The 16447-nt window shown below is 69.1% G+C and carries 12 protein-coding genes and 2 pseudogenes; 7 read left to right on the forward strand and 7 right to left on the reverse strand.

Annotated features, from left to right (window positions below):
- Positions 1–236: 236 nt before the first annotated feature.
- Entirely contained in the window at positions 237–1241 is a 1005-nt protein-coding gene (locus tag ACZ4XX_RS37955) for a hypothetical protein (protein ID WP_468512369.1), read from the forward strand.
- Between the two features lie 183 nt (positions 1242–1424).
- Here the strand turns inward: ACZ4XX_RS37955 and ACZ4XX_RS37960 are convergent.
- The 3 genes and pseudogenes from ACZ4XX_RS37960 to ACZ4XX_RS37970 form a co-directional block, all read right to left on the reverse strand.
- Positions 1425–1600 (reverse strand): annotated as a pseudogene (locus ACZ4XX_RS37960) (YjbQ family protein); the annotation flags it as partial.
- 786 nt (positions 1601–2386) lie between these two features.
- Positions 2387–3508 (reverse strand): fatty acid desaturase family protein, encoded by a 1122-nt coding sequence (locus tag ACZ4XX_RS37965; RefSeq protein ID WP_468512370.1) that lies wholly within the window; start codon positions 3506–3508, stop codon positions 2387–2389.
- Between the two features lie 8 nt (positions 3509–3516).
- Positions 3517–4572, reverse strand: coding sequence for a ferredoxin reductase (locus tag ACZ4XX_RS37970; protein ID WP_468512371.1), 1056 nt, complete (start codon positions 4570–4572; stop codon positions 3517–3519).
- A gap of 87 nt (positions 4573–4659) precedes the next feature.
- On the opposite strand from ACZ4XX_RS37970, the gene ACZ4XX_RS37975 reads away from it, so the two are divergent.
- Complete coding sequence (locus ACZ4XX_RS37975; protein WP_468512372.1) at positions 4660–5799, forward strand: PucR-like N-terminal domain-containing protein; 1140 nt, start codon at positions 4660–4662, stop codon at positions 5797–5799.
- A 604-nt stretch (positions 5800–6403) separates the two neighbouring features.
- Here ACZ4XX_RS37975 and ACZ4XX_RS37980 read toward each other — a convergent pair.
- Complete coding sequence (locus ACZ4XX_RS37980; RefSeq protein ID WP_468512373.1) at positions 6404–6796, reverse strand: hypothetical protein; 393 nt, start codon at positions 6794–6796, stop codon at positions 6404–6406.
- Positions 6797–7297: 501 nt separating this feature from the next.
- On the opposite strand from ACZ4XX_RS37980, the gene ACZ4XX_RS37985 reads away from it, so the two are divergent.
- A complete protein-coding gene (locus tag ACZ4XX_RS37985; protein WP_468512374.1) occupies positions 7298–7825 on the forward strand; it encodes a PaaI family thioesterase in 528 nt (175 codons plus the stop codon).
- Positions 7826–7851: 26 nt separating this feature from the next.
- On the opposite strand, the pseudogene ACZ4XX_RS37990 reads toward ACZ4XX_RS37985, so the two are convergent.
- From ACZ4XX_RS37990 to ACZ4XX_RS38000, 3 genes and pseudogenes are all read right to left on the reverse strand, one after another.
- Positions 7852–8235: pseudogene (locus tag ACZ4XX_RS37990) on the reverse strand (site-specific integrase); the annotation flags it as partial.
- Positions 8236–8381: 146 nt separating this feature from the next.
- Positions 8382–8627, reverse strand: coding sequence for a hypothetical protein (locus tag ACZ4XX_RS37995; protein ID WP_468512375.1), 246 nt, complete (start codon positions 8625–8627; stop codon positions 8382–8384).
- A 969-nt stretch (positions 8628–9596) separates the two neighbouring features.
- Positions 9597–11945, reverse strand: a complete 2349-nt coding sequence (locus ACZ4XX_RS38000; protein ID WP_468512376.1) for a hypothetical protein — start codon at positions 11943–11945, stop codon at positions 9597–9599.
- A 305-nt stretch (positions 11946–12250) separates the two neighbouring features.
- Here ACZ4XX_RS38000 and ACZ4XX_RS38005 point away from each other — a divergent pair, with 305 nt between their 5' ends.
- From ACZ4XX_RS38005 to ACZ4XX_RS38020, 4 genes are all read left to right on the forward strand, one after another.
- Positions 12251–13456: a tyrosine-type recombinase/integrase gene (locus ACZ4XX_RS38005; RefSeq protein ID WP_468512377.1), complete on the forward strand. Its 1206-nt coding sequence runs from the start codon at positions 12251–12253 to the stop codon at positions 13454–13456.
- Entirely contained in the window at positions 13453–13977 is a 525-nt protein-coding gene (locus ACZ4XX_RS38010) for a hypothetical protein (protein ID WP_468512378.1), read from the forward strand. The genes ACZ4XX_RS38005 and ACZ4XX_RS38010 overlap by 4 nt, the downstream gene beginning before the upstream one ends.
- 308 nt (positions 13978–14285) lie before the next feature.
- Positions 14286–15557: a low temperature requirement protein A gene (locus ACZ4XX_RS38015; protein ID WP_468512379.1), complete on the forward strand. Its 1272-nt coding sequence runs from the start codon at positions 14286–14288 to the stop codon at positions 15555–15557.
- A 370-nt stretch (positions 15558–15927) separates the two neighbouring features.
- A complete protein-coding gene (locus ACZ4XX_RS38020; protein ID WP_468512380.1) occupies positions 15928–16353 on the forward strand; it encodes a carbohydrate-binding protein in 426 nt (141 codons plus the stop codon).
- Positions 16354–16447 lie beyond the last annotated feature (94 nt).

Consider the following 16447-nt stretch of genomic DNA (forward strand, 5'->3'; position numbering starts at 1 on the left):
GGCCACGCCGAACAGAACATCCTCCACTTCCTCCACAGGAGGCACGAGGCGAGCGGCCGTGAGAGCTGGCTGCCGACGCACGGCGCGGCGTCCCGGCCGGTCTGCCCGGACATCTGCCCGCCGATCATCCGCGCGGCTGCGGGCGAAGGCCGGACCGTGCAGTTGTACGAGCCCAGCGGCAATTACCTAAAGTTCTACTGGCCCGACAACTACCTCAAGAAGAAGTACGAACCAGCATGGAGTACGAAGCCGTCCCAGCCCAGCTCACGGCCACCCAGGAGCTGCCGGGCCTCGGCTCGGCGCTGGGCCGGCTCGACTCGTTCCTCGTCAGAGGCGGAGCCCACTGGATCGTGGCCCGTGACGGAGCGCGGGTCGAAGCGGGCCGACTCTCGAAGGACACCAGCACGGTCTTCGGCGTCCGGCACAGCTGGCGGCTGCCCGGGCCGGACCGCGTGTACGCCACCCCCGTACCGGGCGGCGGCCTGGCGGTGAGCGGCATCGACTCCGTCACCCTCCACGAGGCGGACGGAAGCATCCGCTGGACCTTCCCACACCCCGCGTGGCCGAGCGGAGCCCATGGCGCCTGCGCCCCCGACCCCGCCGGCACCGCGCTGCTTGCGGTCGTCCGGCCCGCGCTCGACACCGACCCGACCGAGGTGCTGCTGAACCTGGACCTCGCCACCGGCACGGTCCTGGCCACGGCGGAGCTCCCGACACGCTGGGGCACGTACGAGTTCCAGCAGCCGATCGGCCCGGCCGCCGCGCAGGAGGTCTTCCTCAACGCGGCCCAAGGACAGGAGGAGGCTTACTCCCTGCTCGTCACCGCCACGCGGGAGCACTTGGCGATCACGCAGGTCGGCGATCACGACGAACCCTTCACGGGCAGCAGCCTCCCTTCCGGCGCCTTCCTGACGCTCGCCGTCGCCGGGGAGGAGCTCACCCGATACGACACACCGGCCCGTCGTCGGACGGCGGCGAAAGCAGTTGTGGTCCTCCCGGACGAGCTCGTCTTCATGGGGCAGCCGGGCTTCCTCGATGAGGAACGGGTCCTGGTGGCGGTCGGCGAGGACCCCTGGGAGGAGGAGTGTCGTCACGCCCTGCTCGGCGCCGACGACCTGCGCCTCCGGGCCGAGGTCACGTATCCGCCGGGCATCGAGGTGACGGACCGCACGCTGCCCCTCGGCGACGGAACCTGGCTCACCTTCGACGGCGACACGGTCCGCCGCTGGCGCACCGGCTGACGCCCTGTTCGCGTCCGGACGCCTCGTGGGCCTGATGACACGGGGGCGGTCTGCACCGCCCCCGTCGCCGTACCGAGAAGCGGGACGGGTCGCACGAAGCACTCCGGCCGTACGGGGACGAGCACGCCGAGAGGGAAGAACCCGGTCGTGCGGCCGCTCCCAGGGCGATCCTGATCGACTCGGTCAGCCCAGGAAGCTCAACCGCATCTGGCGGCCGGGGTTGTCCTTGTTGGTATCCACCAGGCACACCGACTGCCAGGTGCCGAGTGCGCCAGTTCGCCGTCGATCACGGTGAGTGTCGCGTGCGGGGCGACGATGGCCGGCAGGACGTGGTCACGGCCGTGGCCCCGGCTTTCGTGGCCGGATCACCCCAGCTGCCCATCTGCTCCCCGCCGCCCATTCCCGGTGGTGCGTTCGCCTCACGCACCCGTAGCCCGTGACGGCGAAGGAGCGGCACACAGCCCCAATCGGGCCTGGCAGTCGGCCAGCCTTGCGCAAGAGGCCACCTGGTAGACCCCATCGACGAGCGGGGCGGCGTGGGCGGGTTGCGCGAGTGCTGCGGTGGCCGCCAGCCCGGCGGCCATGAGGGCGATGACGCGTGAACGCATGGGGTGGGACTCCTCGAACAGCCGTGGTCGATCCGATCACACGGCACAGACGCGGCGGAGAGCAGATGTCGCCGGAGGCGGCGGCACCGATCTTGGAACACCGGCCCGTCCGGCAACGGCCCGCGGCGGCCGCTATCACTCGTCTGGCCGAGCCGTGTCATCCGATGGCGTGGCTCGGGATGCGGCCTCACCGACTGCGGCCAGTACACCCGTGAACTCGCTGATCATCCGCGTGAGGTGATAGCGCGCTTCAGGAGTTCCCGTTCATGCTCGGGCCAGGACGTCCCTGGCCGCCGATTCCGGCAGGGGAACCGGGGCGCGAAGGAGGTCCTTGGTGTCAGCCGCCGGGGCGTGCGACCACCTGACCTCTTGGACGAGAACGGCGACTACCACGCCGCCGCCGTCGGCCTGCTGCCCGTCCGCGCCGCGCCCGTGCCTCGGTCGACGGCGACCTCGAGTTCATTGGGCGCCTCGCCCAGGCCGACCCGGAGGCCACGACCGCTCGGGCTGACCCGCCGGAGGGGTGCAACACGGGAATCAGGCCGCGACGAGCTCCTGCTCGCGGCGGTCCGACGTGGTGACCTTGGGCTTCTTGTTCGGCAGCGAGAGCCGGAAGACCTTGCGCCACGCGGAGAACACCTGCTTGGGCAGCGGCCCGGTGACGTACTCCAGCTCGTACTTCTCGAACAGCGCGCGCACCTTCACCGCGACCTCGGCATACCGGTTACTCGGCAGGTCCGGGAACAGGTGGTGCTCGATCTGGTGCGACAGGTTGCCGGTCATGAAGTGCATGGCCCTGCTGCCGCTGATGTTCGCCGAGCCCATCATCTGGCGCAGGTACCACTGACCGCGCGTCTCGCCCTTGATCGACCGGCGCTCGAAGACCCGCACGCCCTCGGGGAAGTGCCCGCACATGATCACTGAGTGGGTCCAGATGTTGCGGACCAGGTTCGCGGTGAACGTGGCGGCGAGCGTGGGGAGGAACGACGGGCCCGACAGCAGCGGGTGGATCACGTAGTCCTTGAGGACCTGCTTGCGGATCTTGCGGCCCACGGCCCTGGCCCGCGCGCGGAACTCCGGGTCCTTACGGCGGCGCTTGTGCAGGTTCTTGCCCAGCTCCAGGTCGTACGCCGCGATGCCGTACTCGAAGAAGCAGGCGTTGATGAAGTTCCACAGCGGCTGGCCGAGGTGGAACGGGTGCCACTTCTGGTCCTCGTCGACGCGCATGATCCCGTAGCCGAGGTCGTTGTCCTTGCCGATGACGTTGGTGTACGTGTGGTGCAGCTCGTTGTGCGAGTGCTTCCACTGGTCGGCTGGCGAGACGTGGTCCCATTCCCAGGTGGTGGAGTGGATCTTCGGGTCCCGCATCCAGTCCCACTGGCCGTGCAGGATGTTGTGGCCGATCTCCATGTTGTCCATGATCTTCGCCACGGACAGACCGGCGGCGCCGAGCAGCCACGCGGGCGGGAAGATCGAGAACAGCAGGACGCCCCTGCTGACCAGCTCGAGCTTGCGCTGCGCCGAGATGACCTTGCGGATGTAGGCGGCGTCCTTCTCGCCGCGGCCGGCGATCACCTCGTCGCGGATCGCGTCCAGCTCGCGGCCGAGCTCCTCGATCTGCTCCGTGGTCAGGTGGGCGGTGGGGTCGATGGCGGTCAAGGTTGTTCCTACCGTTCGATGTCGCAGGGGCCCGCGGCGGCGGACACGCAGGTCTGGATGAGGACGCCCGGCTCGGCCTCGGTGATCTCGCCGGTGCGCAGGTCGCGGACGGCGCCCGCCTTGAGTGGCGTGACGCAGCCGAAGCAGATTCCCATGCGGCATCCGGAGGGCATGAGCACGCCGGCCTCCTCGCCGATGTCCAGCAACGGCGTGGCGCCGTCCGCGTCGACGGTCTTGCCGGTCGTGCTGAACGTGACCTCGCCGCCGTCGCCGGCCACGACGCTGCCGGGGCGGAAGCGTTCGGTGTGCAGGCGCTCTGGTACGCCGTGCTCGCTCCAGTGTTCTTCGGTGGCGTCGAGCAGGCCCGCGGGCCCGCACGCCCAGGTCTCGCGCTCGGCCCAGTCGGGCACGAGTTCGTCGAGCCGGGCGATGTCGAGCGTGCCGTCGGTGTCGGTGTGTACCTCGGTGAGCCGCAGCTTCCCGGCCGCGACCAGGTCGTGCAGTTCGCTGCGGAAGATCACGTCTTGCGGCCGTGGTGCGCAGTGGACCATGACGACGTCGTCGAACTCGGTGTCGCGCAGCATGCCCATGATGGGAGTGATGCCGCTGCCGGCCGTCAGGAACAGCACCTTGGCGGGCTCGGCCTGCGGCAGCACGAAGTCACCGGTCGGCTGGTCGAGCTGGACCAGCGTGCCCGGTTTTGCCCTGCGGACCAGGTGATTGCTGACCTTGCCGCCCGGGATCGCCTTCACGGTGATCGTGACGCGGCCGTCCTTGCGGTTCGTCGGCGAGGTGAGGGAGTAGGCACGCCACAGGCGCACCCCGTCGACGTCGACCCCGATCCGCACGTACTGACCGGCCGTGTGACCGCGCCAGCCCCGCCCCGGCCTGATCACGACAGTCGCGGCGTCCCCCGTCTCGGGGTGCACGGCCTCGATGCGCCCCCGCAGGTCGGCACCCGCACGCAGCGGGCTGACCAGGTCGAGGTAGTCCGACGGCAGCAGCGGCGTCGTGACCAACTCCAGCAGTTTCCACGCCCTGCTGCGAAGGGCTGCACTCGTCATGACTCCAGCTTGATGCGCGTCAAGGCGTAAAGTCCTGACCGCAAGACGTGAAAATAATCGACTGAATTGTTCGCAGGGAACAAAAGCGTGAGCCATGCAATTCGGAGGGCCAGCGAGCTGGCCCTGGACGAGACGACGGTCACCGCACTTCGGGCCGCACTGAAGACCACCGCCGACGAGGTCGTCCAGGCGATCATCGACGAGGTCCCTCCCTACGCCAACGCCCTCTCGGGCCACATGGGCGCCACCATCCGCCGCGCCGTCCGCACCGCCCTGGGCCACTACCTGGACCTCGCGAGCGGGAACGCCACAGGCGGCGACGGCGGTGACGCGGCCTACGAGCTGGGCCGCGGCGAGGTCCGCGACGGCCGTCCGATGGACGCCCTACTCAGCGCCTACCGCGTCGGCGCCCGCGTGGCCTGGCGATGCCTGGCAGCGGGCGCCGTATCCGCAGGTCTGCCCGCCGCCGAGGTCGCCAAGTTCGCGGAGCTGACCTTCGCCTACATCGACGAGCTCTCCGCCGCGAGCGCCGCGGGACACGCCGACGAACTGGCCGCCCAGGGCAGGGCCCACGAGCGCCACCTGGAACACCTGGCCCGCGACCTCCTCGCCGACGCGAGCCCGGACGTGCTGCTGGCCTCTGCTCAACGGGCCGGGTGGCAGCCCCCGGCCTCCCTCACCGCGGTCCTGCTACCCGCCGCCCAGGCCCGGCCCGCCTATCGCACGCTCGACCCGAACACCCTCATCCTCGACGACCTGGCGGACGCCACCGGCGTGCTGCTCGTCCCCGATGCCGACCGATCCCATCTCCTGCGGCAGCTCACCGACCGCACCGCAGTGGTCGGCCCGGCCCGGCCATGGACTCGCGCGTCCGCCTCCTACGCACGGGCCGCACGCGCGCGCTCCCTTCACCCCGACATCCGCGACACCGAGGACCACCTGCCCGAGCTGGTACTGAGCGCCGACACGGACGCTTTCGCAGACCTGCGCGCCCGAGCCCTCGCACCCCTGCGGCCCCTGCCTGCCGCGACCGCACGGCGACTGGAGGACACGTTGCGGGCGTGGCTGCTGCACCAGGGCAGGCGGGACGAGGTGGCGGCGGCGCTGTTCGTCCACCCCCAGACGGTCCGGTACCGGATGCAGCAGCTGCGGGAGCTGTTTCCGGATCTCGCATCGCCGCACCAGGTCCTTGAACTGACGATGGCGGTCGGCCTTCGGATCAGCTGACACATACGTCGACCAGTCTGCCCTGCTGCTCACCGGCACCCCGCGTCGTCGCCGTCGATGTCCGCCGCGCCGCTGACATCTGGAGCCTGGGCGCCTCCCTGTTCTGATGCTGGACCGGCCACCGCCCCGCCGCCTACGTCGACGGCCTCGACCGGCTGGAGAAGCTGACAGTCACCGCCAAGGGCACCGTCACAGCACTGCGCGACGTCTGACTGTGGCGTTCCTCTAGTTCGAGGACGCCATCACCGCGTGCCTCGCCCCGACCGCCCCACCGCGAAGGAGCCGACCACCGCATGGTGACCCTGCGCGCCGCGCCTTGGTGCTCGACGGCGATGCCGCCCTCACCCGCGTCTGCAGCGGTGCCTCCATCCGGCACACCCCCTCACCCTCGACCAGGCCGACGGTGTGGCGGTCGTCCGATGTTCCTCGCCGACCGGCTCGGGTTGTTCCTCCAGGGCGAGGAGGCCGTGGACCGCATCGACGACGCCGTGCGCAAACTCACTGTCCTCGCCTGACAAGCCGCCTCGCCGCTAGCTGCGAACACCGGACCCGATGGCGATCCAGAGTCCTGTTCGGCCCTACGATCCGCGCGAAGGATGCGTGGTCAGCGACGCCGGCCGCCGCCGATGCGGCGGTCGTCGGCCAGTGCGGTAAGTGGGCCGAACTCGCAGGCGAGCTCGTTCCACGTCAGAACCTCGCCACAGCGGTCCGGGAACTCCTTCGGGTTGAACTCGGGCATGGTCCAGGTGCCAGTGCCCCGGTCCCGCAGCCACAGGTCCCCGTCCCCGTCGACCACAGTCGGCGGGATTGGAACGGGCTCGGCCTGATCGATGGGCTCCCAGGTGACCCGGCCCGGATGGGAAACACGGCGCAGCTCGGTGGTGGCCAGCCGCGCGGCCAAGTCACGGGCGGACTCTTCAGCGTCCTTGACCGACTCGAGTCGGAACGCGTCGTCAAGTACGGGCAGGGCTGGATTCTTGCTGCGCTTTGAACTCATACGCTGATTACCTCCGGTGGGGGGCGTCACATCCGTTATGGCACCCCATAGAGGAACACGGTATCCGAGACGGAAGCCCGACGAGTCGGATGCAGGTTCGGGTGACAGGTTGAGTCATGCGGCCTGGAGGGCCGGTGCGGTCATGACAGCCTTGGATTCGACGGGGGGCAGTCGGCCGAGTGCGACTGCCGGCGACGGTGGTGGTAGGTCCGCTTGCATACGCGCTTCAGTGATTGGACGGACGCCACCCATCCCGGCTCGAAGTCGAGCTCTACCGCCAGTCGCCACTGCCGCAGGCTGCCGCACACCACCGTCTGCTCCCGCGTCGCCACCGGCCAGTACGTGATGATGCCCTTGCGGCCCCGGTACGGCACCGGTTCACTCACCGGCCCGAACTCCTCCAGAGCCAACCTCCGCAGCACGGTCGCGCGGCACGTACGCACCGGCCCGTACGGCTCGCGGTACAACGCCACGACACCCTGTCCAAGCACCCTGAACCGCGTGTCAGACGGCGTGCACGGGCTCACCGCGCAACTGACCGGACTTCGCCGCACCCGAGCGGAAGTCCCTGAGGTCGACGAGTTCCCGGGCGGAGTGCGGATGTACAGCCCCGTCACCGGGACCGGCAGCCCGCTCGCGCCGCCCCTGCACGTGACACGACTCGACCGCGGCGCCACAGGCACCTGCACCCTGGGCATCGCCCACGAAGGGCCGCCCGGCTACGGACACGGCGGCATCAGCGCCATGCTGCTGGACGAGCTGATGGGCTGGGCCTGCGCCACCGCGGGAATGCCGGGTATGACCGTCTCCCTTCAGATGCGCTACCACCGCCCCGTTCCGCTGGAATCCCCGCTGCGCGTGCTCGCCCACGTCACGGGCACCGAGGGCCGCAAGGTGTACGTGACTGGTTCGATCGCTACCGAAGAAGACCTCTCCACGGCCCTGGTGGTGGCAGAGGGAGTCTTCGTCTCACCTGACCCCGAGCAAGCCCGGGCCCTGTTTCCCAGCCTGCGAAGCGCTCCTAGATAGGCCGGCTCCGCCCCGGCAGGAGCCGTTCAGCGGCGGCTGCCTCCCGGGGCGAGGAGAGCCGTGAGTTCGGCGATCGCTTCCGGGGACGGCTTGAAGTACCGGCGGACGTTCTCCGGCTTCTTGTGCCGGGACTTCGCCATCAGCATCAGCAGCGACGCTCCCTGCTCACCGAGGTGGGTCAGGGAGGAGTGGCGGTACTCGTGCAGGTCCCAGCCCGTACCCGGCCCGCGTACGGCCGTGTGTTCGTCGAGCAAGGCGCGGGCCTGCCCGTACGACAGCCGGGCGAACCCGGTGTCCGGGCAGACGTCGCGCGGGCTGATGACCTTGCCGGGGCTGGGCTTGCGGTGAGTGACGAACACCGGCCCGCGGGTGCGGCCCTTCAACAGCCGCGGGAACAGCCGGCCCGCGCCGCGCAGCTGCGCGAGCGCGGCCAGGGGCGGGAGCGGCTGGACGACGGGGGTGAAGTCGCCGAGGAGGTCCAGGACGCGGCGGTGGCCGTCCGCGGTGGTGTCCGGGCGGCACCGCACGTGCCAGATCACGTGGTCCTGGTCCGTGCTCATGCCGCCGTCTCCTCGCGGTCGGGCCGTCCCGCGCGGACACGGTGCAAGAGGTCGCCCCGGCCGGGGGACGAGTGCGCCTGCCAGGTCCAGAACGGGTGGAAGTAGACCTGGACGGAGAGGCGGATCAGGCGTCGCCGCAGGGCCGTGACACCTGCGGGGCGGGGGCGGGCCAGCTCTTCGTAGGTGCGGGTCCAGGCCTCCTGGGCGGTGACATGGTCGTCAGGGAAGGGGTCGTGCCTCATACTCTCGAATTAGAGCACGTGTTCGAATTAGAGTGCCACGTGTGGCACACCGGTCCCGGCAGAACGCGAGTCCTACCCTGCATGGTGGCTCTCGTCGAGAGCATGCCCGCCCAGAACACCCAGGGGGCGTACGGCTGGACCGCGTCGGCCCGCTGCGGGCCGAAGCCGCTGACCGTGACAGTCCACGCGGTATGCATCTACGCCCCGGCCGGCTACGAAGTGGCCGAGCAGTACCACTTCACCATCGACCGCAACGCCCCGCTCGTCACCACCTGCCCCACCGGCAAGGTTGCTTTCGGCGGCGGCGGAACGGTCTACGGCGGAACCCGGAACCTGAACCAGTCCTACCCCGGCCCGGCCGGGAGCGCCAATCCCAACCAGTGGATCGTCTCCGGCTACGACGTCCATGCGGAGCAGTTGCGGGTTGACGGCTACGCGATCTGCGCCGATCCCATCGCCGGTCTGACGACGACCCGCTACACCCACACGACCTCCGACGACGTCGCCGGCGGCGTCTTGCAGTGCGCCACTGACAAGAAGGTCGTCGGCGGCGGAGCGGCCGCACGGCGTCGACCTGTACGTCACCTGCTACTGACCGCAGACCGAGCACGGCCGGGGTCCGGCAGCACTTCGCTGCCGAACCCCGGCCGTTTCGCGACAACCTGCTCGCTTGACCCGATCCGACTCCGTCGAGACAGCATGGCGGGCCTGGCCAGGAGCCGCCCGAGCCGCGGAGGGAAGGGAACGGACCTCGGGATACAGGCCGGTCCCACTCCCAATCCCGCTGGCCTTGCCGCCTTCGTGGGGATTGCGACATCGTGCGGCTTTGCCGCTGTGTGTGCGGACATGGGGTGCGAGTCCGGGGGCGGCCGCTCGGTCGCATCGAGGAGACCGGCCCCGGCCGCGCCGCGGCAGAAGTCGGGCCGGGCGACGGCGCCCCCGCCCGGCCCGACTTCTGCCCTTAGCGGATCAGGGGGCCATGCCGGTGTTCTTCAGGCCGGACAACCGGTAGATCTCGTGGTAGCGGTTGCCGTCGAAGTCATCGGCGTAGAAGAGGTCGAACGTGCCGTCCGGCCGCATTCCGAGGCTCGGGCGGTTCTGGTCGTTGAAGGCGAGCGGTGAAAGCCGCACGTCGGGGAGCCGGCCAGTGGTGGTGCCGTCGACGTTGAAGCCGCGGGCGAAGACGTCGGTGCCGTACACGCCTGTCCGGACATCGTTCCAGGCCACGAGGAACGAGCCGTCGTCGGCCACGGCCAGTGCCGGCCAGCCTTGGAGCACGGTGCTGTCTGGGTGCGGGGGACTGTCAACGGTGCGCTCGGGGAACCGCTGACCGAGGGATGCGTCGAACCCGCGGACGCTGATCTGCCACATCCCGCTGGCGTCGCCCTGCCAGGCCACGACCGGTCGGCCCTGGGCGTCGACGGCGACCGTGGGCCGCTCCTGCTGCTTGACGTCCAGCGCATTGAGCGTCCGCGGGGCGGCCAGGACCGTCCCGGTGCGGCTGTACTTGCCGCCGGCGATGTTGAACGAGCCGTTCGCGTCGGCGTCTTCCTTCCACACCGCGAATACGTTGCCGGTCGGGTCCACAGCGAGATCCGGGGTGCCATTGGAGCCGGTCACCGAGCCCACCCGGCGCCAGGAGGGCTGCTGGGTCTGCATGAGGGAGTCGAACTCGCGCAGGCGTACGCCCGTGGTTCCGGCGGGGTCGTTCTGCCAGGCGACGACGAAGGACCCATCGTCGCGGGTGGCGACGGCAGCCTCGATCTGGGCGCCCGAGTAGTCCTCGTCGTTGGCCCAGCGTGTGCCCTGGAGCTGCCCGGTGGGTCCGTAGCGCCGTACCGCGATGTTGCCCTGGCCGTTGCCGTCCGCGTCCTCGGTCCACACCACGACGGTGTTGCCGTCGGCGTCGACGTCGACGTCCGGGTCGAGGTGGCTGCCGTCGGGGCTCGTGGTGTCCATGGACACGCGGGTCTCGAACCGGCTCACGCCATCCTTGAACAGGCGCAGCCATACGTGCGTGGGGTTGCCCGCAGCGAGGGTGTCCTGGCTCTCCCAGACGACCCCCGTCCAGCCGTTGCGCGCTGCGGCTGCCGGGGCCCGCTGGTCACCCCCGGAGACGGAGTTCACGCCTGCCGTCAGGGCCGCGTCCGGGAAACGGCCGGGCAGGAACTTGACGGTGGAGTCGCGCAGGGTCTGCCAGTCCGCGGCGTATGCGTTGTAGATGACCTGGTTCGCGATGTGCAGTGAGGACTCGTCGGTGCTGGTGAGGATGGCGTCGTAGAGGTTGGTCGATCCGGTGTAGACGTGCCGTTCAGGCACTCCGCCTGCCCCCGTCCACTCCAGCAGGACGTACTTCGAGTGCAGGTAGTTCGAGCAGCGGCGCCCAGCGGTGCCGTCCATCATCGGGGCCTGCGGGTCGCGGTCGCACGCGGCGTCCGGCAGCACGTAGACCGGAACGCCGAGCGGGGGCAGGAACTCCGCGCCGGCCTCGGCGCCCGCGCTGATCACGGCCTCGATACGGCAACCGCTCTGGGCCTTGGTGGTCAACGCCTCCTTCACCAGCGGGCGCTCATTCCTCCAACTGGCCATCGCGATGCGGATCCGTCCGCCCGACGCGCACGGGACTTCCCTGATGCGGGCCGCGAGCACGTCGTCCTGGGTGGAGGCGCGCGGGTAGAACCACGACTCGACCGCGCCGCCGTGCCCGGCTGCGTAGCCGCCGTTGGTGTCGTTCCAGGAGGCGAGGCCCCCTGCTGCCTCGATCTGCCACATCTTGTTCCACGCCCCGAGGTAGGCGTCGTAGATCGCGCGGTCGCCGGTGCTGATGAGCAGGTCGTTGTGGAGCGCGTAGCTGTCCGCGTTCATGTTGTGCGAGGACTGGGCGACCACATTGGTCCGGCGCACCGGGGGATTCCCGGGAAGGGTGACGGCGCTGAACAGCCAGAACTTGTCGTGGTTCTCGCTGTTGCTGCGCATGCACCCTTTCAGACACCAGGTCGTGTGATCGGCGCCCAGGTCGGCCGTCAGCGTCTTCTGGACCGGGAGCAGATCGGCGTCCGCGGGCGAGCAGACCCACTTCTTGTCAACCGTGTGGCAGCGCTCGCCGAGCACTCGGACATCGACTTGTCGATCCCTCTGGGCGGTGATGAGGGCCTTCGCGACAGCTTCGCTCTCGATCGAGTAGATCGAGACGCGAATCTGCGATGTGGCATCTGCGGCGTTGATCAGGTCCAGGATCCTACGTTCGATCGAGTCGTCGAAGGAGTTGACCGTCGGCGTGCTGAAGAACGCCTGGAGCGTTCCCGTCGGTGTAATCACCTCCGGCGACGCCGTACCAGTGGTGGCCACTGGTGGTGATGCCGCGCTGATCACCTTAGGTGATTCCGCCGATGCCGGGCCCGACGTGAGGCCCAGGGTCGCAAGCACCGTCACCATGGCCACGAGCACGAGCCACGCTCGTGATATTCGCATTCGCCTTCCAATCGTAGAGACGCAGTGAACCGACGGAGAGTATCCGGTGAACGGCGGGCCCCGAGTGACCGGCCGGGGCGGTCGGGGCCCAGACGGCCGAGGTTGGTCGGCCAGCGTACGGGTGAGTTGGGCCAGGACAGGTGCTGGAAGGGATGCCAGTCGACTTCGCCATCTGGCCTGAGGACATGCCCGACGAGCCGGAAGACACCGAGGCTGGCCGCGACCTGCCCCATGAGGTGATGCAGCAGCTGTGTGCCCACCTCGACGAACTAGAGGCGATGAGCACCCCCGAGACCCGGGTTGCCACCGAGCTCCTGATCGACACCGGCCGCCGCCCAGACGAGATCTACACCCTCGCCCTGGACTGCCTGGCACACGACCCCGACGGCTCACCTGTCCTGGTCTATGACAACCACAAGGCATACCGGCTCGGCCGCCGCCTCCCGATCGGCAGGGAGACCGCCGCGGTCATCCGCCGCCAACAACAGAGGGCCCAGGAGCGATTCCCCGACACCGATCCCGCACGACTGAAACTGCTGCCCAGAACGAAGATCAACCCTGAGGGCACGCATGGGCTGAAGGACATCTCCACCGCTCACCGGGCGTGGGTGCGCTCGCTCCAGGTCCCCGTGATCATCGCCGGGAAGGACACCCAGGTCACCCAGCTGGTGCCGTTCGACAAGAAGAAGATCTTTCCCTACGCCTACCGGCATTGCTACGCCCAGCGTCACGCCGACGCCGGTGTACCGGTCGACGTCCTCAAGAAGCTGATGGACCACCGGCTGATCACCACCACCCAGGGCTACTACCGCATCGGCGCCGAACGCCGCCGCGAGGCCGTCGACCGCGTCACCGCCCTGCAGTTCGACCGCCACGGCAACCGGGTCTGGCGCACCGCGCAAAGCCTCCTCGACTCCGAGCACGTCCGACGGGCCATCGGGGAGGTCACCACCCCCTACGGAGTGTGCCGCGAACCCTCCAACGTCGCGGCCGGCGGCCACGCGTGCCCGCTCCGCTTCCGCTGCCTGGGCTGCGAGCACTTCTCCACCGACGCCTCCTACCTCCCCGACCTCCAGGCCCACCTCGCCGACCTGCTCCGCAACCGCGAACGACTCATGTCCGCCTTCGAAGCCGACGACTGGGCCCGAACCCAGTCCATGCCCTCAGAGGAAGAGATCCGCCGCGTGCGACGCCTGATCGAGCGGGTCCAGATCGATCTCGACGACCTCACCCCCGAAGACCGCGCCCAGATCGAGCAGGCCGCCACCCTCGTCCGCCGCAGCCGCACCGTCCTGCTCGGCATGCCACGCGTCCGCCAGCCCCTGCCCGACGTCCGGCCCACAAGGAATCTGGCATGACCGGCCAGATGACTGACGGCCGCCAAGCCGGGACCGACCGGCGCCGCCGCCGCGTCCAGGACGCCATCACAGCGGCGCTGCGTGACGGCACACCGCTGACCGCCTCAGCCATCGCCCGAGCCGCCCGTGTCGACCGCACGTTCCTCTACCGACACCGCGACCTGCTGGAGAAGCTCCACACCAGCAGCACCCGGTCCGTCGATACGGCACCAGGAACCGGCCTTACTGTCACTACGGCGTCCCTGCAGGCCGACCTCGCCAACGCCAACGCGCGTGCCACACGCCTTGCCGCCCGGGTCCAGCAGCTGGAAGCGCATTTCTCCCGGCAGCTAGGGGAAAGGGTGTGGCGGGAATCCGGGCTCGGCGCGCCGGCCGGCATCGCCGAGCTTCAAGGCATCAACGCCAACCTGGAACAGCAGAACGTCGAGCTCAAGCGGCCCCAGGAAGAGACCCAGGAGGAACTCGACGCCGCGAGGGCCGCGAATCGTGATCTGACCCGAGCCCTCAACCAACGTGGGTGAGGAACACACGGTTGCGGGTTCACCAGCCAGCTCCTGCCGTCGGGTCCGCCAACGCGGCGGGCAGGAGCTGGTGTTCTTGGGACCGACAACCGGCCCGGGTGCCTCCTCAGGCCGTGCTGCTGGCAGACGACGAGCACGTCAGGGACCGAGCACAGAGCTACGTCCAGGAGAGACCGCTGCCCGAATAGCCGCCATGCCGCGATGCTGCTGGGGCCGAGCGGGTAAAGTGTTTCGCCGTTGCCGCCGGAGGACTCTGCGTCGGCAGTGCGGCCGGGCGGGCAGGGACAGCGTCAGAAATACTGCTGCACATGAATGATTCCCCACCCACCGGCAAGCTCGGTCTGTCGCGACGGCTGGTCCCCATGACCGGCCGTGACCCGGAAGAGCACGGCCGGGTCTCCTCGCCGCTGGAGCTGTTGTTCGACCTGACGTTCGTGGTCGCCGTCGGCACGGCGGCGTTCCAGTTCGCCGAGATGGTCGCCGGGGGGCATGCCGGCCAGGCGGTCATCGCGTTCGTCCTGGCGATGTTCGCCATCAGCATCGCCTGGATCAGCTTCAGCTGGTTCGCCTCTGCGTTCGCCACCGACGACTGGCTCTACAGGGCCGTGACGATGGTGCAGATGATCGGCGTCGTCGTGTTCTCGCTCGGCCTGCCCGCGATGTTCCACTCCGTGGAGGAGGGCGGCCACCTCGAACTACGTGCCATGGTCATCGGCTACGTCGTGATGCGGATCGCGATGGTGCTTCAGTGGTGGCGCGCCGCCCGGCAGTCCCCGTCGTTCCACGACGTGGGCATGGCGAACATCCGCTGGACGGTGATCGTCCAGGCCGGCTGGATCGTCGTGGCCTTCGTGCCCATGCCGACCGGCGCCGTCTTCGCCGCGTTCGGCGTCCTGGGTGCCCTCGAACTCGTCCTGCCGGTGCTTACGCAGGGCTCCGCGGGCGGCACGCCCTGGCACCCGCACCACGTCGCCGAACGGTACGGGCTCTTCGCGATCATCGTCCTCGGCGAGGGCGTCGTCGGTACGGTCGCCTCCTCCGGGGACCTCCTGGGCGGCGGGGACGGCACGCATTGGACCTGGAACGCGATCGCCGTTGTCATCGCCGGTGTGGGCCTGACCTTCGGCATGTGGTGGATGTATTTCCTGACGCCGTTCGGCGACATCCTGGCGCACCGCCGCGGCCGCGGATACCTGTTCGGCTACGGTCACATCCCCCTGTTCATCGGCGTCGCCGGAGCCGGCGCCGGGCTGCATGTGGCAGGCCTGTACATGGAACACCATGCCAAGATCTCCGGCACCGCCGTCGTCCTCGCCCTCGCTCTCCCCGTCGGCCTCTACATGCTGATGGTCTACCTCCTGCACACCCTGCTGCTGTCCACGGCAGACCGCTTCCACATCCTTCTGGTCGCCCTCACCGTCGCCGTACTCCTCGCGGCAGTCCTCTTGGCCGCAGCCGGAGTGGCCATCGCGGTGTGCCTGCTCGTGGTCATGCTTGCGCCCTTCGTCACCGTGATCGGCTACGAGACGGTCGGCCACCGCCACCAACAGCAGATGCTGCAAGAACTCGGCGCGCAGTAGGCGGAGCGCCGCCTGCACCGGGCACAGCAGACCACCAACGCGCACAGTATGGGCGGAACGGGCCCCCATCCCACACGGCTCCATCGAGAGGCCGGGCTCGCCCCGTTCCGTACCGAGGCGTGTAGAGAGAAGTTCGGCTCGCTCTGCATCGTCCCTTCGGTCTGCAGGCCGAAGGGACGAGCTCGGCGGGGACGGAAGCGCCAATGGCGGCGCCCGGCCCATCTAGCAGCGGATCCGGATCTGCCCGATGATGCTGACGGCCCACCGGGCCGAGGGTGTAGCTTTCGCGCTTTGGGTGATGGCTGATCTCGATCTCATAGATCATGTCTGCTGATACTTCAGTTGGGTCTGCCACTCTCAGGGAGCGCACATGGAACTGCACCCCCACCCCCCGTTCAACCTGCACGCGACAGATGCCACCGACACGCAGATCAAGCTGGCTTGGACGGCACCCAGGGACGCCGTCGACGTCCACTATGTCGTCTTCCGCGATGCGCTAGACATCTCCCGGCGCTCCGAGACGACCTTCACCGACAGCGGCCTCACTCCTGACACGTTGTACAAGTACTTCGTCGCGTCCACCGACGCCTCGGGCGAGTTCTCCGTCCCCTCCGAAATCGCCTCCGTTCGCACCACCGGAGGTGGCCATGCCGTACCTGAATGGGCTTCCAGCACCTCCTACGAGATCGGTGACGCAGTGCTCTACCGGGGCAACGTTTACCACTGCCTCCAACGACACACCTCGAACGTCAGCTGGACCCCTACCGCTGCCGTGACCTTGTGGAAGCGCTCCTAAGAGGTCGTTTTCACCCGCAATGCCTGCTTATCAGCCAGTTCTTGAGGCGTTGGACGGTGGTGCGGGTGAGGCCGTGGAAATCGTCGGTATCTGC

This window comes from Streptomyces sp. NPDC029956 (genome assembly GCF_055574655.1).